Here is a 26,456-nt window from a genome sequence, read left to right as displayed (position 1 = left end):
AACACTTTTTCCGCAGCTATTAATTGTTCAACAGTTTATTTAGCTGGTGCTTTAAACCATTGCCGCCCTTGATGGGCTAACATTTGTCGCGCATCTTCTGGTCCATCACTGCCCGCCGCATAAGCTTTGGGTTGCTTCGCGTTGGCTTTCCAGGCGCGTAAAATTCCATCCACCCATTGCCAAGCAGCCTCTACCTCATCGCGGCGCATAAATAGTGTCGAGTCAGCTTCAATCACATCTAACAATAAGCGCTCATAAGCATCCCAACGGCGGGTAGTTTTAAATGCATTGGCCAAATCAATATCCAAGGCTACAGGCTGCAGATTCATGCCCTTGCCAGGGATTTTCGCCATTAACTCTAAAGTGATGCGCTCTTCTGGCTGCAGCCGAATAATTAACCGATTGACCGCATTGTTATTAAATAAGTAATGCGGTACTGGCTTAAACTGAATCACAATTTCTGAGGTTTTTTGCGCTAAGCGTTTACCGGTACGCAAATAAAAGGGCACGCCTGCCCAGCGCCAGTTATCAATTTCAGCCTCCAATGCGACAAAGGTTTCGGTATCACTATCATTATTGACATTCTTCTCAAAGTAATACGCTGCTACCGACTCACCATTGACCGTGCCCGCTGTATATTGCCCGCGCACCGTTTTCTCTTGCACACTGGCCGAGGTGATCGGCTTAAGTGCTTGGAGTACCTTAACCTTCTCATTACGCACCGCTTCAGCATCAAAGCGCATAGGGGCTTCCATGGCAATTAAGCACAATAACTGCAGCAAATGATTTTGCAGCATGTCACGCATGGCGCCAGCTTGATCATAGTACTCACCACGGCTGCCAATCCCCACCGTCTCCAACACACTAATTTGCACATGATCAATATGTGCTGCACGCCATACCGGCTCAAACAACGCATTGGCAAAGCGTAATGCCATCAGATTTTGTACGGTTTCTTTGCCTAGATAATGATCAATACGATAAATATTTTCTTCCGCAAAGCTTTGACCAATTTGCTGATTAATCGCTAATGCCGAAGCTAAGGAATGCCCTAACGGTTTTTCAATCACAATTCGTGCGTTGGCTTCTGCTAAACCGATCGTGCCAATGTGATTAGCAATAGACGCAAATAACTGCGGCGCCGTAGCCAGATAATAGATCACTGTACGCTCTGCTGCGTTCGGTGCCTGTTGCAGAAGGTGGGCTTTTAACTTGGCATACTCCGCAGCATGGCTCGCATCCAATGAAAGATAAGCTAGATGCCGATTAAACTGCTGCCAGCTCGCCGCATCAAAGGCTTGCCCTTCAAAACTGCGGCAGCTTTTTTCAGTCAACTGTCGATACTCAGCATCACTCATTTTTTTTCGGGAAATTCCGATAATCTGCATCTGCTCTGGCAGGCAGCGATCTTTAAATAAGACATACAACGCTGGAATGAGCTTACTCAGCGCCAGATCCCCAGTTCCACCAAAGACATAAATTAACAGCTGCTGATTCATGACCCTCTCCTTTGAGCAAATTCATCTGCCAATATGGCTTAAACACTAATACCTAGTCAGACCTAGACGCCCAGCAAAGTGTTCGCTAAACGATCCTGAGGCTGAAGAAAATCGCCCACCAATAAAAAACCGCCCAGAATTAGGCGGTTTTTTATGTAACGCAAAACTAACTTACAGCTTAGGACCTGCAGCTTTAATCGCCTCAGATACGTCAAACTTTTCAAAGTTATCAATAAACTTAGCGGCTAGCTCTTTAGCAGCGGCATCATAGGCTGCTTTATCGGCCCAAGTATTGCGTGGATTGAGCAAGTTGCTGTCTACGCCAGGAACTGATGTTGGTACATCCAAGTTAATAATTGGCAAGTGCTCAGTTTCAGCACCTACTAATGTACCCCCTTGGATAGCAGCAATCACTGCACGGGTGGTTGGAATGTTAAAGCGCTGACCCACGCCGTAACCACCACCGGTCCAACCAGTGTTCACCAAGTACACTTTAGAACCAAAGGCATTAATCCGCTTGATCAGTAACTCGGCGTACTCACCCGCTGGACGTGGGAAGAATGGCGCACCAAAACAAGTAGAGAAAGTAGAGCGAATACCTTCACCAGAACCCATTTCAGTTGAACCTACCAGTGCGGTATAGCCTGATAAGAAGTGGTAAGCCGCCTGCTCGTTATTCAGGATAGATACCGGTGGCAATACGCCTGTTAGGTCGCAGGTTAAGAAGATAACTGCATTTGGCTCACCGCCAAAGTTTTTCTCTGAACGCTTTTCAACGTGAGTCAAAGGGTAAGCTGCACGGCTGTTTTGCGTGAGGCTATCATCTTCGTAGTCTGGGCTGCGTTGCTCATCTAGCACAACGTTTTCTAGAACTGCACCAAATTTAATGGCTTTCCAGATAACAGGCTCATTCTTTTCTGACAGGTCAATACATTTGGCGTAGCAGCCGCCTTCAATGTTAAATACTACACCCTCGCCCCAACCGTGCTCATCATCACCAATCAGGTAACGGCTTTCATCGGCTGACAGTGTGGTTTTACCGGTACCGGATAAACCGAAGAACAAGCTCACATCGCCTTCTTCACCGATATTAGCCGCACAGTGCATAGGTAATACATCTACCGCTGGCAGCAGATAGTTCTGCACTGAGAACATGGCTTTTTTCATTTCACCGGCATAACGCATACCAGCAATTAAAACTTTACGCTCAGCAAAGTTAATAATCACGCAACCATCTGAGTTAGTACCATCACGCTCTGGCACACATTCAAAGTTGGCAACGTTAAGAATCTGCCACTCATCTTTATTGCTTGGGTTATAGGTCTCTGGCTCAATAAATAAGCAACGACCAAACAAGTTCTGCCACGCGGTTTGCGTAGTCATTTTCACTGGTAGGTAATGAGCTTCAGCAGAACCTACGTGTACATGGGAAACAAAGTGATCTTGTGCATTGTTAAAGGCTTCAACACGATCCCACAGTGCAGCGAACTTATCGGCACAGAATGGACGGTTAATTGGGCCCCAAGCGATATGCGCTTCGGTGCTTGCCTCTTGTACGATAAAACGATCCGCAGGAGAGCGGCCTGTACGATGGCCAGTTTTAACAACGAGTGCACCAGTATCAGCTAAGGTGCCTTCGCCACGTAATACAGCTTCTTCTACTAATTGAGCTGCACTAATATTGGTGTACACAGCAGGTTTTGCTTGCGTCATGTAGTCCCCATCGGCAAGTGCCGACTCCTCCAAAAGTTTTGTAGTGCCAAAAGGCTAGGCACTACATGGAAAAATTGTGTGCGTAATTATGCCAGCTTTTACTAATTAATGCACGGTCTGCGACTGATCACTCTGTTCTGCTTGTTCGAAGATTTGCGCCACATCTTTACCATCAAATAAATAGCGCTCGTTGCAGAACTGACAATCAATCTCAATTAGATCTTGTTTTTCTTTCAGCAACGCTTCAACGTCCTCACGCCCCAAACTTACCAGAGCATGAATTGAACGTTCTCGTGAGCAGCTGCAGTTAAAGCACACTGTCGCCGGATCAAATAATAGAATATTTTCCTCATGGTAAAGACGATGCAAGATGGTCGCATTATCTAAGGCAAACAATTCATCTTTAGTCAGGGTCTGGGCTAAGGTGAGTACATGCTCCCAGTGCTGCTGCCGCTGATCCGCTTCTGGTACGCGGTCAACGGGCAATTGCTGCAACAAAAAGCCCCGTGCTTGCTGACCATCCGCGGCTAACCAAAAATGGCTACCTAATTGCTCAGAATTAGCGAAATAAGCATTCAGTGAGTCAGCTAGCGTTTCTCCTTCAAATGCCACTAAGCCCTGATAACGCTGGCCATCTTTGGGTTCAATCGTCATGGCCATAATGCCATTTGGCATCAACTGCTTAAATCCTTGCTCAGCACCTAATTGCGCCTGATCATAACGGGCAATAGCACGCATTTCACGTTCACTTGAGCACTCCACCATAAGCAAAGAAAGCGGCCCCTCTGAGCGGGCCTGTAGGGTCAATAAACCATCAAACTTCAAGGTACCTACCAATAAAGCCGCGGCAGCCAATAGCTCACCTAATAGAACAGCGACTGCAGGAGGATAAGCATGGCGCTGCAATACCTGCTGATAGGTTTGATCCAGTTGCGCTAGCTCGCCCCGGACGTCTGCGTCTTCAAATAAAAAACGCTGGGTAAAATCTTTATCGTGCATTCTCTCAACCTATAAAACTAAGGGGCAAAAGCAATCTGGAACAGCCAGCTAAAACCAGTGACTAATTACTGTATGATAGTCACCTAACAATAGCTTACTTCTACTCTTAACCAATCAATGTAATTCTCTGTATCTATGGCTTCTGTATCAATTATTCAAGCACGCTGGCGTAAAACGTCCTTTATTCTACTGCAGTTATTCAGCATCCTGTTACTGAGTAGCTGGCTAATACCCAGCACCGCCAGCCTCTGGAGGTGGGTGGATGAGCCCGTCTATCGACTACTGAATGGAAGTTTAGGCCATTTCGCCGCTTGGGATTTGTTATGGGCTTTTTTAAGTACTCGCGTAGCTGACCTACTTGCAGGTAGCGTGATGTTAATTTCTTTAATTTATAAAGATTTTATTTTCAAACAAGCCCAGCTTAAAATCGCCTTGCTGACCTTTATCAGCTTGCTTACTGTCATGCTCATCTGGCGCACAGTTTTTACTAAAGTGATTACCCAACTGGGGCTACAGCATGCTAGCCCTTCGGTGTTTTTTGGTGATGGTTTTCAACTGTCGCAAGCCTTTCCTTGGATGGAACGCTATCTAGAAATCAAAGACCGCTCCAGTCGTAGTTTCCCTGGTGACCATGCCTCGGTTTTATTGTTGTGGTTGCTCTTTACCAGTTATTTTGCCCAAGGTAAGCAGCGACTGTTAGTCATTGCTTTAGGGATCTTTTTTATTCTACCGCGCTTAGTCGCTGGCGCACATTGGCTCAGTGATAACTTAGTCGGCGGCCTTTTTTTAGCTCTGCAAAGCCTAGCTTGGGGCTACTGTACCCCGTTGACCCATAGCTTAACTCAGGGGTTAAACTGGATGACGACGCCAATCTTACGGCTTGCACAGCATGTGCCTGGGCTAAAACTGTTAGCCATCGTGCAAGCTGAAAGCTGCCGTTAAGTTCATACACCATGGCGGCAAGCCGCCATGGTGTATGAGTGTCATTACAACAATGCTTCTGGAGATTCTGGCAAAATTTGCCCACCATCGACAATAATGGTTTGTCCGGTGATAAATTTAGCTTCTTTAGAGGCTAAAAAGCACACCGCATGCCCAATATCTTCTGGCTCACCTAAGGTGTGGGTCGGCACACTGCGACTCATTTGCGCTAAGTACTCTTCACCTTGGGCTTTAAGGCCCTCGGTTAAAATATTACCCGGCATGACTGCGTTAATAGTCACGCCTTCACGCGCCGCTTCTAGTGCGGCACTGCGCATAAATCCTAACTGTGCAGCTTTACTGGCGCCATAATGAGACCAGCCTGGGTAGCCCGTGATCGCGCCGGTAATGGATGAGGTAATCACCACCCGGCCATAATTTTGCGCACGCATCGGCTGTAACGCCGCCTGCACCATAAAAAACATACTTTTTACGTTAACTGATTGCATCTGATCCCAGTTTTCTTCGGTCATTTCAGCAATCGTTGCTTGGGGGAAAATACCGGTATTGGAGCAGAGAATATCCAAACGGCCATATTCTTTAACTACTTCAGCCACTACTTGCTGACACTGGGCTTGTGAAGTCACATCCAGTGCTTTAAACGCACAGCCGAGTTGTTCGGCGGTGGCGGCTCCCTGCTCTTGATCAATATCCGCAATAATTACTTTAGCGCCCGCTTTAACTAGGGTCGCAGCAATCCCTTGACCAATCCCTTTGGCGCCACCTGTTACAATGGCAATTTGTTCTGTTAATGAAAACATGAGGCTCTCCTTGTATCGAGTTACTAATGAATTAACAGGCTAGCAAAAAAGGCCATTCAATTTGACCACTTTTTGCTCTAGCATTTACTCCATATTCTCTGATTGATATTACAACTGGTCGTTTGACCAAGGGTTGACCTTGCGCATGTCTACTGCACCTTTAGTTTTAGTTGATGGCTCGTCTTATTTATACCGAGCATTTCACGCCTTACCTCCACTAACCACCTCCAAAGGCCAGCCAACAGGGGCGATTAAGGGCGTACTCAATATGCTCCGCAGCCTAGAAAAAGACTATCCCGATAGCACCCTCGTGGTGGTGTTTGATGCGAAAGGCCCAACCTTTCGTGACACCCTCTTCGAGCAGTACAAAGCGCAACGTCCGCCCATGCCTGATGACTTACGTAGCCAAATTGCTCCGCTCCACCAAGCAGTTAAAGCCTTGGGCTTGCCTTTATTATGCGTTGAAGGTGTAGAAGCGGATGATGTGATTGGCACCCTGGCAATTCAAGCCTCTGAGTTACAAATTCCGGTGGTAATTTCCACCGGCGATAAAGATATGGCGCAGCTCGTCAACGAGCACATCACACTGGTTAACACCATGACCAATACCGTGATGGATATAGAAGGCGTTAAAGCCAAGTTCGGTATTGGCCCTGAGTTAATTATCGACTTTTTAGCCTTGATGGGCGATAAAGCCGACAATATTCCTGGCGTACCTGGCGTCGGGGAAAAAACAGCGCTTGGCTTACTGACCGGCTTAAACGGTGGCATGGATACGATTTATGCCAACCTCGATAAAATTGCTACGCTGTCTTTCCGTGGCGCTAAAACATTAGCACCTAAAATGGAAGAACACCGTGAAATGGCTTACTTATCCCGTGAATTAGCCACTATTAAACTGGATGTTGAGTTGGATTACCGCGCCGATCAACTCAAAGCCAGTGAGCCAGATTATGCTACTCTCGCCGAGCTTTACCGCGAGCTTGAGTTTAAAAGTTGGCTCAATGCCTTAAGTAATAAAGCCGAAGCCATCGATTTACCGCCGGCCGAGCCTGAGTTAGCTATCGACTACCAAACCCTTCTAACCTGGGAAACGTTTGATGCATGGCTACAACAGCTAGCACAAGCCAAGGTGTTCGCTTTTGATACCGAAACCACCAGTGTCGATGCACAACAAGCGCAGCTGGTAGGTTTTTCAGTGGCAATCACGCCAGGCATCGCAGCTTATGTGCCTCTGGCCCACAGTTATATGGGCGTACCTGAACAACTGGATTTTGCACAGGTACTGAGCAAAATTAAGCCTATTTTAGAAAATCCTGCCATTGGTAAGATCTGCCAGAACGCCAAATATGATATCAACGTGCTAGCTAACTATGGCATTCAACTGCAAGGCTTAGCCGCTGACACCATGCTTGAGTCTTATGTATTAAACTCAACCGCCACTCGCCATGATATGGACAGCTTAGCGCTTAAATACCTAGGCCAGCCCACGGTCAAGTTTGAAGACATTGCTGGCAAAGGCGCTAAGCAACTTACTTTTGATCAAATTGATTTAGCCCAAGCCGGCCACTACGCTGCAGAAGATGCTGATCTGACGCTGCGCTTACATCAGGCTCTGCAGCAACAGCTAGCCCCTATTCCAAGCTTACAAAGAGTACTCGATACGATAGAGCTGCCATTGGTACCGGTACTGGCGCAAATGGAGCGCCATGGAGCATTAGTAGACGCCCACTTGCTAGGTAAGCAAAGTTTAGAGCTGGGTGAAAAACTGACTGAACTAGAGCGACAAGCCTTTGAAATTGCTGGTGAAGAATTTAATCTTGCTTCACCTAAGCAGTTAGGCACTATTTTGTATGAAAAGCTTGGCCTACCTATCTTGGCCAAAACCGCTAAGGGCCAGCCTAGCACGGCAGAATCAGTCCTTTCCCAATTAGCAGAAGATGGTCATCAACTCCCCATACTGCTAATGGAGTACCGCAGCCTAAGTAAACTAAAAAGTACCTATACCGATAGTTTGCCACAACAAATTAATCCCGCCACGGGGCGCATTCACACCAACTATCATCAAGCAGTTACTGCCACTGGACGCCTGTCGTCTAGTAATCCAAACTTGCAAAATATTCCAATCCGCACCCCTGAAGGTCGCCGCATTCGCCAAGCATTTATTGCCAAGCCAGGTTATAAACTGATTGCCGCTGACTACTCGCAAATTGAGTTGCGCATCATGGCGCACCTCGCTCAAGACGCCAGCTTATTAGATGCCTTCCGGCATGACCGCGATGTGCACCGCGCCACTGCCGCTGAAGTCTTTGGCGTCAGCTTAGAACAGGTTAGTAATGAACAACGGCGCCGGGCGAAAGCGATTAACTTCGGACTAATTTACGGCATGAGTGCCTTTGGTTTAGCCAAACAAATTGAATGCTCACGCAGCGAAGCACAAGAATATATCGAGCGTTATTTCACCCGTTACCCTGGGGTGCAAGATTATATGGAACGCACCCGTCAGCAAGCCGCTGAGCAAGGCTATGTCGAAACCATTTTTGGGCGTCGCTTATATCTACCCGAAATTAAGGCCAAAAACCCCGCTATGCGCCGCGCCGCCGAACGCACCGCGATTAATGCGCCAATGCAAGGCAGCGCTGCAGATATCATTAAGCGCGCAATGATTGAAGTACAGCAGTGGCTGCAAGATAAGCAATGGGATGCCCAGATGATTATGCAGGTACATGATGAATTGATTTTAGAAGTTCGAAAGGATCAGGTAGATGCTATTAGCCAAGGCTTAATTGAACGTATGCAAGCCGCAGCTGAGCTGGATGTACCTTTAATTGTTGAGGCAGGTGTGGGGGATAACTGGGATCAAGCCCATTAAGCCTTATCGCTTTCCATTCAGTTAAGTCACGTATTTTATTATTGACCAGCGCTGCCTTGGCAGCGCTAAATTAAAAGATAATTTTTATTATGCACGATCATCACTTTGATGAGCTGGCCACACGCTTTGCCGAAAAAATTTACGGGGGCACTAAAGGAGCGATTCGTTTAGCGGTAATTCAACAAGACCTACTAGAACAACTGCCAGAACGCCCCCTGCGTGTGTTGGATATAGGTGGTGGTTTAGGTCATATTGCTTTATGGCTGGCTGAACAAGGTCATACCATCACCTTTACCGAACCTGCGCAGCCGATGCTCGAAGCAGCCAAACAACGCTTTGCCAAAGCTAATTGCACGGCCCGCTTTATTCATAGTCCTTGGCAAAAGCTGCCAGAGTTATTAGCCGACGAAACCTTTGACTTAGTCATTTGCCATGCAGTACTAGAATGGCTGGCTGAACCTTGGGCTATTCTTCCTGTTCTGCAGCAATTTACGCGCCAGCACGGTTGGCTATCCTTAGCCTTTTACAATAAAGATGCGTTGATTTTTCGCAATCTAATTAAAGGTAATTTGCGCAAGCTGAGTAAAATGCAATTTCAAGGTGATGCCGGTGGCTTAACTCCACAACAACCTTTAGACCCACGGGAAGTACAGCAGCAGCTAACACCGTACTGGCAGATCAAAACTCAAAGCGGGGTACGCGTCTTCCATGATTATATGCTGCCTAAATTTCAGCAAAAAATTGCCCTAGATGAGATGATCAGTACCGAACTGTCTTATCGTCGCCATCCTAGCCTTGGCCCTTTAGGACGTTATTTACATTGGCTGTGCCAACCTCACATGGAGAACCCATGATGCGCTCACTTGTTTTTGCTATCAGTTGCCTTGGCTTAGCTGCCTGCGCGACACATAACCCATACCAAGCAGAATCCATGGGATTAGATCCGGCGCCACCACAAGCCGCTCATGCAGTAGACTACAGCGCTTATCCAGCGCCAGAGCGCCAAACGCAATACCAAACATGGCAATGGGCTACCCCTTCGATTCATGGTAGTTTGCCCCATCAGTCCCACAGTGAATTAGAGTTGCTAGTTTTAGAGCGCTTAGATCAACAAGGCCTACGCCCCGCACAAGATGCAAGTGCCGAGATCACTGTGCAACTCACTATTGGTCAGCAACAACGCCTCTATCAGCGGCAAATCAATCCATCGGTGTACTATGGCGGTGGCGTCCATCGTAACCGCCATTATTCTCGCCATGGTTACAGTGGTGTGGGAATCGGGGCCGACTTTCCGCTTAACTCAGAAAGTTATCGACGTACAGTCACTACCTTTAATTTACGTCTAGTCGACAACCAGAGCGGTAAAGGTGTTTGGCAGGGCACGGGCGAAGTTGAGAGTGAGCAACCAACCCGCCAACAAATTATTGAGGCCTTAAATCAAGCACTTAAAGGCTATCAGTAATGGGCATTGAGGCTATCCAGCGGCCTTAAGCCGCTTGGATATGCCGTACAATCAGCTGAACCGACTCCTGCCCACGAAACTCATTCACATCCAAGCTATACGCCACTAGAACCTGGCGTATGGTGGGGTTTGGCCACTGCTCAAGGTCAATATTAAATGCAATACCATCCACTTGTTTGCTGCCGCACTCGGTTCGCAACATCAGCTTTAAGTGTTTCTCGCCCACCAAACGCTGACCCTCTAAAATAAAGTTCCCGTGAAATAACGGCTCTGGAAAATGCTGCCCCCAAGGCCCGGCATGCTTTAACTGCTTAGCTAACTCCAAATCAAACTCGTTGGCTGCTAACGGACCGTCAGAGAGTAAGCGCCCTGTCAAATCATCTTCTGAAAGTTGACGGCGCACTTCGCAATCAAAGGCTTGGGCAAATGCCTCATATTGAGAAGCAGCAATCGACAAACCGGCAGCCATCGCGTGGCCACCGAACTTACTAATTAAATTAGGATTAGCCGCGGCGATAGCATCTAACGCATCACGAATATGAAATCCCGGAATCGAGCGCGCTGACCCCTTGAGCTGCCCCTCACCCGCATCAGCAAAAGCAATCACAGGGCGATGGTATTTTTCTTTTAAACGTGAAGCCAAAATGCCAATGACGCCTTGATGCCACTCTGCTTCAAACACACATAAACCGAATGGCAAATCATTCAGCTCGATGGCTTGCAGCTGCACCAATGCTTCTTGCTGCATGCCGCGCTCAATGGCTTTTCGATCATGGTTGAGCTGATCCAACTGCTGCGCCATATCTAACGCTAAGGCATGATCCTCACACAGTAAGCACTCAATGCCTAAGCTAATATCATCGAGCCTGCCTGCAGCATTTAATCTTGGACCGAGAATAAAGCCCAAATCAACCGAAGAAACTTTATGAGCTTCTTTACGCGCAACTTGTAACAGCGCCTGCAATCCTGGACGAGCGCGACCTGCCCGAATCCGCGCCAGTCCCTGATGGACAAAAATGCGGTTATTGGCATCCAATGGCACCACATCCGCCACACTGCCAAGCGCCACTAAATCCAGCAAATTACCTAGGTTGGGCTGAGTAACACCATGCAGTGTAAACCAGCCGTTATTGCGTAATGTAGCCCTCAATGCCATCAGTAGATAAAACATCACACCCACACCCGCCATGGCTTTACTGGGAAACTCACACCCTGGCTGATTGGGATTGACGATAGCATCGGCTGCTGGCAGCTCGTGACCAGGTAAGTGGTGATCGGTGACAATCACTGTTAACCCAGCACGCTTAGCCGCAGCCACGCCATCAATGCTTGAGATACCATTATCAACCGTGATTAAAATATCCGGTTGCTTTTCTAGGGCAACCTCAACAATTTCAGGGGTTAACCCATAACCATACTCAAAGCGGTTCGGCACTAAATAATCAACTGAGTTAAAACCCAACTGTTTTAATCCCAACACCCCTACTGCACTAGCCGTTGCCCCATCAGCATCAAAATCCCCAATAATTAATATCCTCGCCTGCTTATCTAAGCCTTGGCACAACAATTCAACTGCTTGATCAATACCTTTTAACTGCTGATAGGGCAATAAGTGAGCTAAACTTTTTTCTAGCTCTCGCTCAGACTGCACCCCACGGGCAGCATATAAGCGCTGGAGTAATTCAGGCAGCTCACCTAAATAAGGCAGTTGGGCTGGCAGCGGACGTTGCTGGATTAACATAGGGCTTTAATCTCCTTTCAACCATTGCAGTTGGATGCTGAATTGCTGATCCTGGGTGGTGATATAAAGCACACCTTCACTGATCAGCACCGACCATTGCACACTGCGAGTTAAGGTTTCAGCCAGTGCAGCTAAAGGTTCGGTTGCTAGGTGAGCAATTTTCACATTAGCCAATTTACCCAGCTTAGCCACCACTTTGTCGGGCCAACTCTTTAAACCACCGTACGCCAAAATACTCACCTGCTGAGCTTTACGGCTGCTTGCAGTAATCCGCTCTAAATCAGGCTGCCCCACATCAATCCAATGCAAAAGCTGCCCGTCTAAGCTTTCCTCAAGCAACGCAGGCTCATCGGGAAACCCTAAACCTCGACCAAATTTAAGCGTCTCACTAAACCACAGTGCTGTGGCTAATAAACGGGCACATACCCGTTCTGCTGTTTCTGAGGGATGTTGCGCCAAAGTAAAACGCTGATTGCTATACACATTGCGATCTAAGTCAGACAGATTGATCTCAACTTTTAAGGTGGTCGGTTGTAACGCCATACATCACTCTGCTTGCAAAACGCTGCATTCTACTCGCTATTGGCAGTAAATGCTGCGCCAGCTCGCCAGCTAAAACTTTTAGATAACTTACCCCTCTGCACAAACATGCTAGCGTGAGTAACAGCTTACCGCTGACTGAACTGCCCATAAACGATGATCTCTACTATGGGCCTTAGGGCACTGACACAATCAATGCCTCGCTCCCTCCACATAACAATAAGAAGGGACCCGCTATGCAAGACTTACGCAAAAAAAGTGTATTGACCCATCAACTGCACTTTACTCAACCTGAACACGACAATATGCCGATGTTCAGCCTGCTACAAACTGACGGTAGTTTGTACGATCCGAATTACTCCATCCATTTGGATCAAGCCACCGCGCTAAAAATATATGATACCTATTTGCTGATTCGCGCGTTAGATCAACGCATGATTGCTGCCCAACGCCAAGGGCGCATCAGTTTTTATATGACCGAAACCGGTGAAGAAGCCACTGATATTGGCAGCTGCGCCGCACTCGATAGCAATGACGTGATTATGGCCCAATACCGTGAGCAAGGTGCTTTGGCTTATCGCGGCTTTACCCTTGATCAATTTATGCAGCAAATTTTTGCCACCGAGCTAGACCTTGGCAAAGGCCGGCAAATGCCTATTCATTATGGCTCGCGTGAACTCAACTACCTGACTATTTCATCTCCCTTAGCCACACAGATTCCACAAGCCACAGGCTACGCTTACGGTTTCAAAGTCACCCAGCAAGCTAACTGCGTGATTTGCTACTTTGGCGAGGGGGCCGCCTCGGAAGGTGATTTTCATGCCGGACTTAATATGGCCGCGGTGCTGAAAGTGCCGGTAATATTCTTTTGCCGTAATAATGGTTATGCCATCTCCACCCCTGCTCACGAACAATATGCCGGTGATGGCATTGCAGCACGTGGCGCAGGTTATGGGATTAAAACCCTACGCGTGGATGGTAATGATGTACTGGCAGTTTACGAAGCCACGCGTCTTGCTAGAACATTGGCAATTGAAGGTTCACAACCCATATTAATTGAGGCTATGACTTATCGTTTAGGCGCTCACTCCAGTTCCGACGATCCATCCGCTTACCGCAGCCAAGATGAAGAGGAACCATGGCGTAAACAAGATAAGGAACCCCGCTTTAAACATTGGCTCATTAAACAAGGCTGGTGGACTGATGAGCAAGACCTTGCGCGCAAAGAGAAATACTCAGGCTTAGTGGTTGCAGCGATGAAGCGCGCTGAGCAACTCGACAAACCAAGCTTAGATAGCTTATTTAGCGATGTTTATCAGCAGTTGCCAGAACATTTAAAACAACAGCAGCAACAGCTTGAGGCCCATATTAAACGCTATCCTGAACACTTTCCCCTCACTGCTGGAGGTCTAAAATAATGAGTAAAATCAATCTCCTGCAAGCGATTAACCAAGCGCTCGATATCGCTATGCAGCAAGATCCTAGCGTGATTTGCTTTGGTGAAGATGTGGGTAGTTTTGGCGGGGTGTTTCGTGCTACCCAAGGCTTACAAGCAAAGTATGGGCGCGAACGCTGCTTTAATACACCACTTACCGAACAAGGTATTTTAGGCTTTGCCAACGGCTTAGCCGCTTTTGGCCATAAGCCGGTGGCTGAAATTCAGTTTGCCGATTATATCTTTCCGGCGTTTGACCAAATCGTAAATGAAACCGCCAAGTTTCGTTATCGCTCAGGCAATCAGTTTAATGTCGGTGGCTTAACCGTACGCACTCCCTATGGTGGCGGCATCAGCGGCGGGCATTATCACTCCCAATCGCCGGAAAGTTTCTTTACCCATATTCCTGGAATACGTGTGGTGATTCCCCGCAACCCTGAACAGGCTAAAGGGTTATTACTGGCGTCAATTAATTGCCCTGACCCGGTGATTTTCTTTGAGCCCAAGCGCCTCTATCGCGCTGCGGTTGGCGAAGTGCCAGAAGGTTACTATGAGCTGCCGTTAGCTAAAGCAGAGGTTGTGCAGCAAGGAACTGATATCACCCTACTAGCTTGGGGGGCACAAATGGAGATTATCGAAAAAGCGGCGCAGCTAGCTGCAGCGGAAGGGATTGCTTGCGAGGTGATTGATTTACGCTCGCTGTTGCCATGGGACGTGGACACGGTAGCAACTTCGGTTAAAAAAACTGGGCGTTTAGTAATTAATCATGAGGCCCCATTGACCAGCGGTTTTGGTGCTGAAATTGCAGCCACCATACAACAAGAATGTTTTCTCTCGTTAGAGTCCCCGATTATGCGGGTAACTGGTTGGGATACGCCCTTCCCTTATATGCTGGAGAAAGAATATCTGCCTAACGAATTTAGAACCCTCGATGCGATCCGCAGCAGCATGAACTATTGATTCCCGCGATTTAATTTGCAGCGCTGCTGTAAGGAGAACCCCATGAATGTAGATTTTATTTTACCCGACATTGGCGAAGGTATTGTCGAGTGTGAAGTTTTAACCTGGTACGTGCAAGAAGGCGAAGCGGTTAAAGAAGACCAAACCGTTGCCGATGTTATGACCGATAAAGTCACCGTAGAAATTCCGGCGATGCATGACGGCATAATCGCAAAACACTATTATGCCGAAGGCGAAATTGCAGTAGTGGGACAACCCTTATTTGCGCTAACAATTGAGGGCGAAGAAAACAGCACAGCTGCAACTGCAACTGCAACTGCAACTGCAACTGCAACTGCAACTGCTTTAGCAGAATCCCAAGCAACGCACAGCGTAATCAAGGACATGGCAGAGGCCTCTCATCTAAAAAGCTCGTCCGCTACGCAACAACCAATAGCTATTTCGCAAAGCCTTGGCGAACCCAGCGCCCAAGAAACCCAAGCCCGTGCATTGGCTACGCCTGCGGTACGCAAGATGGCACGCGAGCAAGCGATTGATTTACAACAAGTAACAGGTAGCGGGAAAAATGGCCGCGTACTCAAAGAAGATCTACAGGCATTTTTAACCCAAGCGCCTGAAACTACGGCAGATATCACTGCGACTAAACCTGCACCCATCACTAGCACTAGCGGTCAACGAACTGAACCTTTGCGTGGTATTAAAGCGGCAATGGCGAAACACATGGCTGACAGCATGCGCACTATTCCACATTTTACCTATGCTGAAGAGTTTGACTTAACGGAGCTTGAACAGTTACGACAAGCGCTGAAACCTGATTTTTCTGCCCAAGAATTACGCTTAACCCTGCTGCCGTTTTTTATTAAAACCTTAGCTGTAAGTTTGAAGCAGTTTCCAATTCTAAATGCCCAGCTCAATGAGCCAGCCACGGAGATCACTTATTTTGATGCAATCAATATCGGACTGGCAGTTGATACGCCGCAAGGTTTATTAGTGCCTAATATTAAAAATGTGCAGCTAAAAAGCATTGTTGAAATTACTCAAGAATTGGCGCAACTAACCGAGCAAGCTAAAGCCGGTAAGCTGACCAGCGAACAGTTACAAGGCGGCACCATTACCTTATCTAATATTGGAACGATTGGCGGCACCGTTGCTACACCTATTATTAGCAAACCTGAAGTGGCTATTTTCGCTCTAGGAAAAACTCAATATCTGCCGCGTTTTAATGCAGAGGATCAAGTAGAAAAACGCTTACTGTTAACCTTGAGTGGCTCTGCAGATCACCGCATTATTGATGGGGCAACCTTAGCGCGCTTTGTAGCCTATTGGAAAAAACTGTTAGAAAACCCTAAACATTTAATCATCCACCTATAGCACTCAATCAGCGACCTAAATCCATAGGAACTAGGTCGCTAACTACCTATTCAATTAATTATTCAAACGTTTTTAGGCAGTGGATAGCACGCTTTTTATTGTCGACCAAGACACCCGTTAATGCAGGATTAGTGTTATCACGCAAGACTAAAACACCGTCAATACAGGCAGCAGTTTGCTCGGCAGCATTCGCCGATATTTTATAGTCTTCGCCAGGCACAGTTTTAATCATGGTGTAATCAGCCAATAACAGCGCATCTTGTGGCTTTGCAAAATGCAGATAGCCGTAATACCACAACGTACCGACGGAAATGATAATGGTCACAATAGCGGTGGTGATATAAGGCAGGAAATTTACTTCTGGCTCTTGCATGAGCGGTCTCCAATTCACAATGCGTTAGAAGATAGTGCGAGCCATTCTAACGCATTGCTCCTTGGGCAAGGAACTCTTTCTAGAGTGAGCTGAAACTAGGTTAGTCTAGTGGACGTAAACGATACTGCGCTGGAATTTGATCAATGCCTTTCACCGTTACATTTAAATTTTTCCATAAACCGTCTTTAATTCCGTAGATACAGCCATAAACCGATAGTTTTTGTCCACGGTGCCAAGCATTTTGAATAATTGCCGTATGACAAACGTTAGACACTTGCTGAATCACGTTCAGCTCGCATAGACGATCCACTCGTTCTTCTTCATTTTTAATAGCGGCTAGATCATCATAGTTCTCATAGTACAGATCACGAATGGTACGCAGCCAACCATCAATTAAACCCAACTGCTTATCTTGCATTGCCGCACGTACACCGCCACAGCCATAATGGCCCGTGACTAAAATATGCTTCACTTTTAACACATCCACTGCGTACTGTAATACCGATAAACAGTTTAAGTCGGTATGGATCACGACGTTACCCACGTTACGGTGGACAAATAAATCACCAGGCAACATACCAACAATCTCGTTGGCTGGCACCCGTGCATCAGAGCAACCAATCCATAAGTACTCAGGTGCTTGCTGCTTGGCTAGCTTCTCAAAAAACGTGGGATCTTCCTGTTTAATTGATTCAGACCACTCGACGTTATTATCAAATAACTGCTGTAATTCAGGCATAGTTTCCTCGTTTTTTGTTGGTTAAATCGTTTATTTGACTCAACTAATGGCCATCTGGTCACAGTGAATAATTTTCATTTTAGCGTGCGGCAACTGCTAGTCGCCTAATAAACACGCCATGATCAGTGCATCTTCCATTCCCTGCTCGGCAGGATAGTAATTTTTACGTCGAGCAATTTCATTAAAGCCATAAGACTCATACACATGATAAGCCGCTTGATTCGATGCGCGTAGCTCTAAAAAGCATTGCGTAGCACCTAATTGCTCTGCCTGCTGCATTAAAAACGCCAGCAACTGACTGCCTAAGCCTTGACCTTGCAGACGTTTATCCACAGCAATGTTAAGCAAGTGAGCTTCATCTAAAATCACTTGAATAACCCCATGCCCAACATGCTGTTGTTGCTGCTCTAAGACCCAGCAGTGATAACTAGTGAGTGCATCTTGATAGAGCGACAAACTCCAAGGATGACTAAATGCCTGTTGCTCAAGTGCCACCACTTTTGCAAGGTCCTGTGGTTGCATCGGTCGATAGCTTAATTCATCCATAGATCATTCCTTAGTTGCGCCACAGCTGCCAGTTCGCTTGCATACTGCGCCATACCTCAGCCTTACGCTCGGGCTGCTCAATAAGTAGCTCAAGGCTAGGTATCGCCCACACCGAACCCAATACAGGGTGCTGCTGTGCGCTGTAATAGGCTGTCTCATCTAGTCCAGCGGCAAAGCGCATCGCCGAGCGACCAATGAGCCAAACACACTGCGCGGGTTGTTTATGTAACTCGAGCTGTAGCAAATACTGCACCGTTTGCAAAGCGGTTTCTGCGCCCTGATCAGCAGCTAACAAACCCGCTTGTAGCATCGGCCACTGAATTGGTGCGCCTGCCCGCTCGACGGTTGGTGCCTGAGTAATGCCTGCAGCACGTAACAAATCACGCAGCAAGCGATAATCTGGATCAGATTGCTGATAACCTTCAGCCACCCGCAAATCCACTAAAAACAAGCAATTATCAGCGCGCAACAACTGCAAATTAAAGTGGGGAATAGCCGTAGGCTCTAGACTAGATGCTGGCTCAGACTCAGCCACTTCCTCCGCTTGCATTAACCCAGCACTGGCGCTAGTTTCCGGCGCAGCGCCAGCCTTAAGTTGTTGCAACAGCTGCCCAAGCGCAGCACTTTCACGTGCTGGCTCTACGTTTATCTTAACCTCTGGCGCGTCCGCTGTACTTTGATCTTGCTTGAGCTGTGGCTCAGCAGTAAAAGCTAATAACTGCGGATTCGAGGCAGCTGCAAAAGGTAAGGTTTGCCGCGGCAACCACACCTCAATTTGCATAGCGCCAAGCATTGCTCGGCGCCGTGCTTCTTGTTGCGCAAACAGTGCAGAATCAATCACACTAAAGCCGCTTGTGGATGCGCCTTGGCTTGGCCTTCACGTAACAAGTTCAAAGCATTGAGATAGGCTCTAGCAGATGCCATGACAATATCAGTATCTGCACCGTTACCATTAATCACGCGACCACCTAGCTCTAAACGCACGGTCACCTCTCCTTGTGAGTCAGTTCCTTGAGTGATCGCATTCACCGAGAACAATTGTAAAGTCGCCCCCGACTGCGCCACCGACTCAATGGCTTTAAAGGTGGCATCAACTGGTCCCGAACCATCAGACTCGACATGATGCTCTTGTCCATCAATACTCAGTACAAGATGCGCTACAGGCACTTCACCGGTTTTACTGGCCACTTCCATGCTCACTAATTTGTAGTACTCAGTTGCCTCTTCGCTAATTGCATCAGAGACTAGCGCCTGAATATCCTCATCAAACACTTCATGCTTTTTATCAGCTAAGTCTTTAAAGCGGGCGAATGCTGCATTCAAATCTGACTCGCTCGGTAACACAATGCCCAGCTCATCTAAACGGCTACGGAACGCATTACGCCCCGAATGCTTACCCAGTACCATTTTATTGGTGTTCCAGCCCACGTCTTGCGCCGTCATAATTTCGTAGGTTTCACGGTGCTTAAGCACGCCATCTTGGTGAATCCCCGACTCATGGGCAAACGCATTAGCCCCAACAATGGCCTTGTTTGGCTGTACTGGAAAACCGGTAATCCCAGAAACCATGCGCGAGGTGCTGAGAATATGCGGTGTATCAATCCGAGTGTGGACACCCAGCACATCTTGACGGGTTTTAATCGCCATGACGATTTCTTCTAGCGCCGCATTACCAGCACGCTCACCTAAACCGTTAATCGTACACTCAATCTGACGCGCTCCGGCATCAATCGCTGCCAATGAGTTAGCCACCGCTAAACCTAAATCGTTATGGCAGTGCACCGAGAAAATTGCTTTATCAGCATTAGGTACACGGTTGCGTAGCTCACGGACTAAGGCTGCATAGTGTTCAGGAATCGCATAACCGACGGTGTCTGGCAGGTTAATGGTGGTAGCACCGGCATCAATCGCTGCCTCAACCACACGGCACAGGAAATCAATTTCTGAGCGACTAGCATCTTCACAAGAAAATTCAACATCGGCACATAAACTACGGGCTTTAGTAATGGCGCGCACCGCTTGCTCAATCACCTGCTCTGGCTGCATCCGCAACTTGTATTGCATGTGAATCGGGCTGGTGGCAATAAAGGTATGGATTCGACCTGAGTTTGCATTAGCTAAGGCTTCACCGGCGCGCTCAATGTCCGCATCAATCGCCCGTGCAAGGCTACAAACGGTACTGTCTTTAATGGTTTCTGCGATGGTTTTAACTGAGTCAAAGTCTCCAGGACTGGCAATCGCAAATCCAGCCTCAATCACATCGACTCGCAGGCGCTCAAGGGCTTTAGCAATACGAATTTTTTCTTCTTTCGTCATGGAGGCGCCAGGGCTCTGTTCGCCGTCACGTAAGGTCGTATCAAAAATAATAACGCGATCGTTGTTGCTCATAATGGCCTCTTCAGCACCGCTCTTAGCGGCATCACGGATGTTTTAAAAATAATTTTTACCGAGTATTAATCAACTAGCATGCGCTCAGTTTAACCAGAGCGCCAAATAAAAACTTTAGCCTTTAACACAGACTATTTGCCGTAAAGTATGCACAATTTCCACCAAGTCTGCTTGAGCGGCCATCACCGCATCAATATCTTTATAGGCCGCTGGTGTTTCATCTAATACACCTAAGTCTTTACGGCACTCAACATGGGCGGTGGCTTGCTGATGTTGCGCTAAACTGACGAGTTTTTTGGCTTGGGTGCGACTCATCACTCGACCCGCTCCATGGCTGCAAGAGCAAAAACTTTCTGCATTCCCCAGCCCACGTACAATAAAGCTTTTAGCCCCCATGGAGCCTGGAATAATCCCAAGCTGGCCTTGTTGCGCCGAGACAGCACCCTTGCGCGTGACTAAAATTTGCTCGCCAAAATGGGTTTCTTGCTGCACATAATTATGATGACAATTCACCGCCTCTTGCACACTGCTAAAGGGCTGCTTTAATACCTTGGCCATAGCAGCTAGGGTATGATTCATCATCACTTCCCGATTAACCTGTGCATAGTGTTGGGCCCACTCCACCGCTGCTAAATAATCCTCATAGTAGCGGCTGCCCTCACTGAAATAAGCTAAATCTTGATCCGGTAGATGGCCCAAATGCTGCTGCATATCCTGCTTTGCCAATTGAATAAAGTGCGTACCAATGGCATTGCCTACCCCACGGGAACCACTGTGCAACATCACCCAAACTCGATTTAGCTCATCTAGACACAGCTCAACAAAGTGGTTACCCGTGCCTAGGGTGCCTAAGTGATGATGGTTATTGGTTTTAGCTAAGCGCGGGTATTTCTCCACCAATATCTGAAAATCAGGCTGGAGCATTTTCCATGCCGCATCGACTTGGGCTGGAGTTTTTTGCCAAGCCCCCACATCACGCTTGCCCTTACCTAGAGTGCGCCCATGGGGAACTGCACGTTCAATAGCACTGCGCAAAGCAAATAAATTATCCGGCAAATCATCAGCCATTAATGAAGTACGCACTGCCAGCATGCCACAGCCAATATCCACCCCTACGGCTGCCGGAATAATGGCGCCTTTAGTTGGTATCACGCTGCCAATGGTAGAGCCTTTACCCACATGCACATCAGGCATTACGGCTAAATGCTTAAAAATAAACGGCATCCGCGCCGCATTAATCAACTGCTGTTTGGCAGCCTGCTCAACCGGCACTCCCTGAGTCCACATTTTTATTGGAGCCGCACGGGGCATTTGCAACGTCTGGTAACTCATATTTTTCCTTCAACAGCTGGTCTTAAGCTTAGCTTACGACCAATAGATCACAGGGTGGAGCAGCCAATAATGAATGCGTCAAACTGCCTAATAAGGCATCAGCCATCTCCCCTCGTCCGTGTCGGCCAAGGGCTAATAGCTGTGGTTTAATCTGCTGCAACGCCTGCTCTAAACAATTAAACAACTCGCCCTGAACCACTCGCTGCTCAATGCGCGTGGGAGCTAAAGCTAACCCAACGCATTCATCTTTAATCACCTGAGCAAATAATTGCTGTTGCCACTCCAACTCACTGCGCGCCTCGGCTGTAAGCTGCTGCTCGGCCATTTCACAAATATGCAAGGCCGTCACCTGCGTATCAGCAGAAATCAACTTGATCAATTGCTGCAGTGCTCGACTAGCGGTTTGCGAAAAATCCATCGCAATCAAACTACGCTGATAATTATCACTTACTGGCTCCACAGCTAATAACACAGGAACTTTTATTTTCTGCAACAAGTGCTCCAAGGTCGTGCCCGAAAATCCTTCTGGAGATGCTTGGTGATGCTGCCCGACCACTAATAAATCCACACTATAGGCTCGCACCAACTCAGCTAACTTAATGCTCGGCTGACCGGCTTTAACGACCCATTCAACGGTAGCTGGATGGCTCGCCAGCTGAGTTAACTGTGCTTGTAAGCGCTGAGTAATCTGCTGCTTAATTGCAGCTAGATCATGGCTAGCGGCACTGTTGCTTGGCGCACTTAGGCAGTGGGTAACGATTAAACGTGCCTGATGCTGCTGGGCTAGCTGAGCTGCACGGGCTAAGGCAACCTCAGCCGCAGGGGATAAGTCGTGGGCAATCATTATCTGTTTAAGCATGTAGGTCTCCATTTACTGCGCCCAGTGTACTACGGCTGCTTCAATTATTAAGCCCAATAAAAAGCGCGCCCTAGAGCGCGCTTTTTATTGCACTAGATTCTAGGCCAAACTTTACTTAGCTGCCTCTAACGCTTGGCTTAAATCAGCCAGAATGTCATCAATGTGTTCAATGCCAATTGAAAGACGAATCAAATCCGCACTTACCCCAGCTTTTTGCATTTCCTCTTCATTTAACTGACGGTGCGTAGTGGTTGCAGGATGGCAGGCCAACGTTTTAGCATCACCGATATTGACTAGGCGATAAATCATTTTTAAGGCATCAATGAATTTAGCGCCAGCGGCTTGCCCACCTTTAATACCAAAGCACAGAATTGCTGCCGGTTTACCGCCCATATAGGTTTTAGCCAAGTCATGCTCAGGATGGCTTGGTAAACCCGCGTATTGCACCCAAGCCACTTGCGGGTGTGCAGCTAAAAACTCAGCAACGTGTTGTGCGTTATCGCAATGGCGCTCCATGCGCAGTGCGAGGGTTTCTAAACCCTGCAAAATCATAAAGGCATTAAAAGGCGATAACGCCGCGCCCATGTTGCGTAATGGCACTACACGGCAACGACCAATGAAGGCTGCAGGACCAAAAGCTTCGGTATAGACCACGCCGTGATAAGACACATCTGGCGTATTTAATAGCGGGAAGCGCTCTTTATGCTCAGACCAAGGGAATTTCCCAGAATCAACCACTGCTCCTGCTACCGTTGTACCATGACCACCCATATATTTAGTCAGTGAGTGCACCACGATATCTGCGCCATGTTCAAAAGGACGGCACAACGCAGGAGTCGCTACGGTGTTATCCACAATCAATGGCACGCCATGGCGATGTGCTGCATCGGCTAAGGCTTTTAAGTCCACAATGTTGCCAGCCGGGTTACCGATAGACTCACAAAAAACTGCTTTAGTTTTTTCATCAATTAACTGCTCTAGCGCAGCAATATCATCATGGGGTCCAAAACGAACTTCTAGTCCTTGGCGCGGTAAAGTATGAGCAAACAAGTTATAGGTACCGCCATATAACTTACCCACCGATACAATATTGTCGCCCGCTTCCGCTAAGGTCTGAATCGCTGCTGTAATTGCTGCCATCCCCGAAGCAAAAGTCAAGGCTGCAACCCCACCCTCTAAAGCGGCTACCCGCTGCTCTAGTACATCATTGGTCGGGTTCATGATGCGAGTGTAAATATTACCTGGCACCTTAAGGTCAAATAAGTCAGCGCCATGCTGCGTATCATCAAAGGTGTAAGAGGTAGTTTGGTAAATCGGCACAGCCGCTGAACGGGTCGTTGGATCAGAACTATAACCAGCGTGAATTGCGATTGTTTCAGGTTTCATGATTGTGACTTTTCCTTAGTTTAAATATGTTTCCAGCATGCCCAGCCAAAGACGTGGGGTCAAGACATAGCACCCATGGTTATAACCCTTTCCATGAACTACATTCATCTTGGTTATGAGCTTTGCTTATATGACTATAGCTAACGCACGCGGCGCTACTAACATCCTCAGCCAATTAAGATAATTCCCCACACCACGGCAATCATTAACATGGCAATCATTTGCGCGGCGCTACCCATATCTTTGGCATTTTTTGACAACGGATGCCGCTCTAACGAAATACGATCCACCACAGCCTCAATCGCCGAATTAAATAATTCTACAATCAAGGACAACAGGCACACGGCAACCAACAAGGCATGCTCAACTGGCTCCAGATCAAAGCAAAAACTCAATGGAATGAGTACAAGATTGGCCCAGACTAATTGACGAAATGCAGCTTCTCCTCGATAAGCCGCCGTTAACCCTGCTAATGAGTAGCCGGCTGCGTTCGAAATACGCTTAATCCCTGTTTTTCCTTTAAAGGGTGATGTGTTGTGCTCCATGATCGCTCCACAGTGAAAATTACCGTAAAAAAAAGCCTCTTCGAGTACCACACCCAAAGAGGCTTTAACTATTCAATTATTAATCGCGAAGTCACTTAAGCGTTTGGAATAGACTCCATCTGCTGCAGCAGAAGAGCAGCTTGAGTGCGGGTGCGCACATTGAGTTTGCGGAAAATAGCGGTGACATGAGCTTTAACGGTGGCTTCTGAAACATTCAACTCGTAAGCAATTTGCTTATTCAGTAAACCATCACACACCATGGTTAGCACCCGAAACTGTTGCGGCGTCAAGCTGGCTAAGCCTTCGCTCGCTGCTTTTTGTTCTGCGGTTAACATCGGGTTAGCTGCGGTTTGTGCCGGCCACCACACATCACCGTCTAAAACCGTTTTAACCGCCTGTTGAATTTCTTCTAACGGGCTGGATTTAGGAATAAAGCCACTGGCACCAAACTCGCGGGCACGGGCCATAATCGCCGCTTCTTCTTGCGCCGAAACCATCACCACTGGTAATTGCGGATACTGTCCACGCAGTAACACTAAACCAGAAAAGCCATGGGCACCTGGCATATTTAAATCAAGCAGCACTAAATCCCAGTCAGATTTTTCAGCTAAACGGGCTTCAAGTTCTGCGATGCTCGCCGCCTCAACTAAACGCACATCACCACCTAAACCAATGGTTAACGCTTGTTGCAAGGCGCTACGAAATAAGGGGTGATCATCAGCAATGAGTATGTCAAAAGCAGCCATTTAAATTATCCTAATCTGTCATGAGTGGAGCGCATTATGCACCGATTAGCCGGAAAACTAAGCTTCCATTTCCAGTATTACCTAACGGCAATCTACGCTAACCATACCTAGTACTTGTACCTAAGTATAACAACTTGCTCAACAGTCTACACCGAACATTTATCACGCTTTACGCTTTCTTTAGCTAAGATTTTACTGCCCGCCTGATAATGCCCTAACTGCGCCGCTGGGGGCGGTGTTTTAGCTGCTAAGTAATGCTCGGTAAAACGCTCTAGCCAACGATGCAACTGTTCTGCAGCAGTTAGTTCTTGCGCCAACTCCAAACACAACACGGCAACTTCGGCAGTACATAAATGATCGTCACGGGTTGAGCGCCGCAGTAAATAGTTCGATAACTGCTCAGGCTGTAAGCTAAGCACTGGCAAGCCGGCTAAGTAAGCCGATTTTCTAAACATTTTACGCGCCTGCATCCAGGTCGCATCCAAAATAATAAAAAGCGGTTTTTTGCCCGCAGCTAAGGGCCTTAGTTGATGCACCACCTGCTGTTCAGGTGCTGCATACTCCTCAGGAAATACCACCAACGGTTGCCACTTTGGATCTGCCAGTAACGCCAATAACTTGGGCTCAACTTGAGTACGCGACCAAGTAAAGGCAAAAGTATGCTGCACCACATCGGCAATAAGCCAGCCCGTATTACTCGGCTTAAGTGGCTCAATATCATGCATCAACAAGCACACCCCTACTTCACTGCTAGCTTGAGGTTGCCAAGCACAGATACAAAACTGTCTGGCAACTCGACAGCGTTCACAACGCACTAACTTAATGCCCCGCGCTTTAAAGGGGCGTTGGCTTTGTGCTAAACGCTGCGCGCGAAGCTGGGCAACTGCATGGGGCATGGCTTAAATCACTCTAAAAATTAGTCATGATAAACCATGCTCTGATGCTCACCCTGTTCAATCTCAGGCTAAGCATTGTGCTGTTGCTACAATAGCCGATATTTTCTGTTGGATTAGCGCAAAAACTAATCATTAGCTGCCCATTTCAGCGCCTATTCAGCCTTTTCTAGCCAGTTCACTCAGCCCCTGCCGTTATCTCTACTCCAGCTGATAAGCATCAATAAACAGGCAAAAGCTTTATAGTGAACTGCCTAACATTTAATGCTAATTGACGAACTTAGCCTTTACTTAACCCTTTATTTTTAAGTGTAA

24 protein-coding genes are annotated in these 26,456 nt (G+C 47.5%); 7 read left to right on the top strand and 17 right to left on the bottom strand.

The window, feature by feature from the left end:
- Positions 1–35 precede the first annotated feature (35 nt).
- The 3 genes from zwf to hslO all read right to left on the bottom strand — a co-directional run bounded on the left by zwf (position 36) and on the right by hslO (position 4,211).
- Positions 36–1,499, bottom strand: coding sequence for a glucose-6-phosphate dehydrogenase (zwf, locus tag AKN87_RS10695; protein ID WP_053101110.1), 1,464 nt, complete (start codon positions 1,497–1,499; stop codon positions 36–38).
- A gap of 171 nt (positions 1,500–1,670) precedes the next feature.
- A complete protein-coding gene (locus AKN87_RS10690) occupies positions 1,671–3,212 on the bottom strand; it encodes a phosphoenolpyruvate carboxykinase (RefSeq protein WP_053103412.1) in 1,542 nt (513 codons plus the stop codon).
- A 105-nt stretch (positions 3,213–3,317) separates the two neighbouring features.
- Positions 3,318–4,211 carry an Hsp33 family molecular chaperone HslO gene (hslO, locus tag AKN87_RS10685; RefSeq protein WP_053103411.1) on the bottom strand — a complete coding sequence of 298 codons (894 nt, stop codon included), beginning with the start codon at positions 4,209–4,211 and terminating at the stop codon, positions 3,318–3,320.
- A gap of 135 nt (positions 4,212–4,346) precedes the next feature.
- Between hslO and AKN87_RS10680 the strand changes: the two genes are divergently transcribed.
- Positions 4,347–5,153, top strand: coding sequence for a phosphatase PAP2 family protein (locus tag AKN87_RS10680; protein WP_053101107.1), 807 nt, complete (start codon positions 4,347–4,349; stop codon positions 5,151–5,153).
- 44 nt (positions 5,154–5,197) lie between these two features.
- Here AKN87_RS10680 and fabG read toward each other — a convergent pair whose 3' ends face one another.
- On the bottom strand, positions 5,198–5,953 hold the full coding sequence (gene fabG, locus AKN87_RS10675) for a 3-oxoacyl-ACP reductase FabG (RefSeq protein ID WP_053103410.1): 756 nt from the start codon (positions 5,951–5,953) through the stop codon (positions 5,198–5,200).
- Positions 5,954–6,098: 145 nt separating this feature from the next.
- On the opposite strand from fabG, the gene polA reads away from it, so the two are divergent.
- The 3 genes from polA to AKN87_RS10660 all read left to right on the top strand — a co-directional run bounded on the left by polA (position 6,099) and on the right by AKN87_RS10660 (position 10,287).
- A complete protein-coding gene (gene polA / locus AKN87_RS10670; protein WP_053103409.1) occupies positions 6,099–8,825 on the top strand; it encodes a DNA polymerase I in 2,727 nt (908 codons plus the stop codon).
- Positions 8,826–8,914: 89 nt separating this feature from the next.
- A complete protein-coding gene (locus AKN87_RS10665; protein WP_053103408.1) occupies positions 8,915–9,679 on the top strand; it encodes a methyltransferase domain-containing protein in 765 nt (254 codons plus the stop codon).
- Positions 9,676–10,287, top strand: coding sequence for a DUF4136 domain-containing protein (locus tag AKN87_RS10660; RefSeq protein ID WP_053103407.1), 612 nt, complete (start codon positions 9,676–9,678; stop codon positions 10,285–10,287). Before AKN87_RS10665 ends, AKN87_RS10660 begins: the two co-directional genes overlap by 4 nt.
- A 25-nt stretch (positions 10,288–10,312) precedes the next feature.
- On the opposite strand, the gene recJ is transcribed toward AKN87_RS10660, so the two are convergent.
- Together recJ and AKN87_RS10650 are read right to left on the bottom strand one after the other, a co-directional pair.
- Positions 10,313–12,028: a single-stranded-DNA-specific exonuclease RecJ gene (recJ, locus tag AKN87_RS10655; protein ID WP_053103406.1), complete on the bottom strand. Its 1,716-nt coding sequence runs from the start codon at positions 12,026–12,028 to the stop codon at positions 10,313–10,315.
- Positions 12,029–12,034: 6 nt separating this feature from the next.
- On the bottom strand, positions 12,035–12,571 hold the full coding sequence (locus AKN87_RS10650; protein ID WP_053103405.1) for a YaeQ family protein: 537 nt from the start codon (positions 12,569–12,571) through the stop codon (positions 12,035–12,037).
- 233 nt (positions 12,572–12,804) lie between these two features.
- Between AKN87_RS10650 and AKN87_RS10645 the strand changes: the two genes are divergently transcribed.
- The 3 genes from AKN87_RS10645 to AKN87_RS10635 are packed head-to-tail and all read left to right on the top strand — an operon-like array spanning position 12,805 to position 16,334.
- Positions 12,805–13,986, top strand: a complete 1,182-nt coding sequence (locus tag AKN87_RS10645) for a thiamine pyrophosphate-dependent dehydrogenase E1 component subunit alpha (protein ID WP_053103404.1) — start codon at positions 12,805–12,807, stop codon at positions 13,984–13,986.
- Positions 13,986–14,963 (top strand): alpha-ketoacid dehydrogenase subunit beta, encoded by a 978-nt coding sequence (locus tag AKN87_RS10640; RefSeq protein WP_053103403.1) that lies wholly within the window; start codon positions 13,986–13,988, stop codon positions 14,961–14,963. The genes AKN87_RS10645 and AKN87_RS10640 overlap by 1 nt, the downstream gene beginning before the upstream one ends.
- Positions 14,964–15,005: 42 nt before the next feature.
- Complete coding sequence (locus AKN87_RS10635) at positions 15,006–16,334, top strand: 2-oxo acid dehydrogenase subunit E2 (RefSeq protein ID WP_053103402.1); 1,329 nt, start codon at positions 15,006–15,008, stop codon at positions 16,332–16,334.
- Between the two features lie 58 nt (positions 16,335–16,392).
- On the opposite strand, the gene AKN87_RS10630 is transcribed toward AKN87_RS10635, so the two are convergent.
- The 11 genes from AKN87_RS10630 to AKN87_RS10580 form a co-directional block, all read right to left on the bottom strand.
- Positions 16,393–16,707, bottom strand: coding sequence for a hypothetical protein (locus tag AKN87_RS10630; RefSeq protein ID WP_053101097.1), 315 nt, complete (start codon positions 16,705–16,707; stop codon positions 16,393–16,395).
- Between the two features lie 100 nt (positions 16,708–16,807).
- Positions 16,808–17,446, bottom strand: coding sequence for a carbonate dehydratase (gene can / locus AKN87_RS10625; RefSeq protein WP_053101096.1), 639 nt, complete (start codon positions 17,444–17,446; stop codon positions 16,808–16,810).
- 96 nt (positions 17,447–17,542) lie between these two features.
- Positions 17,543–17,992: a ribosomal protein S18-alanine N-acetyltransferase gene (gene rimI / locus AKN87_RS10620; protein WP_053101095.1), complete on the bottom strand. Its 450-nt coding sequence runs from the start codon at positions 17,990–17,992 to the stop codon at positions 17,543–17,545.
- Positions 17,993–18,002: 10 nt separating this feature from the next.
- Positions 18,003–18,833: a hypothetical protein gene (locus AKN87_RS10615; protein ID WP_053103401.1), complete on the bottom strand. Its 831-nt coding sequence runs from the start codon at positions 18,831–18,833 to the stop codon at positions 18,003–18,005.
- Positions 18,830–20,380: a 2-isopropylmalate synthase gene (locus AKN87_RS10610; RefSeq protein WP_053103400.1), complete on the bottom strand. Its 1,551-nt coding sequence runs from the start codon at positions 20,378–20,380 to the stop codon at positions 18,830–18,832. Before AKN87_RS10610 ends, AKN87_RS10615 begins: the two co-directional genes overlap by 4 nt.
- A 114-nt stretch (positions 20,381–20,494) precedes the next feature.
- Complete coding sequence (locus tag AKN87_RS10605; RefSeq protein ID WP_053103399.1) at positions 20,495–21,712, bottom strand: RtcB family protein; 1,218 nt, start codon at positions 21,710–21,712, stop codon at positions 20,495–20,497.
- A gap of 28 nt (positions 21,713–21,740) precedes the next feature.
- On the bottom strand, positions 21,741–22,571 hold the full coding sequence (locus AKN87_RS10600) for a universal stress protein (RefSeq protein WP_053103398.1): 831 nt from the start codon (positions 22,569–22,571) through the stop codon (positions 21,741–21,743).
- A gap of 111 nt (positions 22,572–22,682) precedes the next feature.
- Entirely contained in the window at positions 22,683–23,957 is a 1,275-nt protein-coding gene (locus AKN87_RS10595; RefSeq protein ID WP_053103397.1) for a bifunctional O-acetylhomoserine aminocarboxypropyltransferase/cysteine synthase, read from the bottom strand.
- A 167-nt stretch (positions 23,958–24,124) separates the two neighbouring features.
- Positions 24,125–24,502: a diacylglycerol kinase gene (locus AKN87_RS10590; RefSeq protein WP_053103396.1), complete on the bottom strand. Its 378-nt coding sequence runs from the start codon at positions 24,500–24,502 to the stop codon at positions 24,125–24,127.
- A gap of 95 nt (positions 24,503–24,597) precedes the next feature.
- Positions 24,598–25,248: a response regulator transcription factor ErdR gene (gene erdR / locus AKN87_RS10585; RefSeq protein ID WP_053101088.1), complete on the bottom strand. Its 651-nt coding sequence runs from the start codon at positions 25,246–25,248 to the stop codon at positions 24,598–24,600.
- Positions 25,249–25,394: 146 nt separating this feature from the next.
- Positions 25,395–26,144: a tRNA-uridine aminocarboxypropyltransferase gene (locus AKN87_RS10580; RefSeq protein WP_080995555.1), complete on the bottom strand. Its 750-nt coding sequence runs from the start codon at positions 26,142–26,144 to the stop codon at positions 25,395–25,397.
- Positions 26,145–26,456 lie beyond the last annotated feature (312 nt).

Origin of the sequence: Thiopseudomonas alkaliphila (assembly GCF_001267175.1) — a bacterium.
Classification (GTDB): Bacteria; Pseudomonadota; Gammaproteobacteria; order Pseudomonadales; family Pseudomonadaceae; genus Oblitimonas; species Oblitimonas alkaliphila.
Note: the sequence above shows the minus strand (reverse complement) of the source record. Positions and strands in the feature narration are given on the sequence as shown.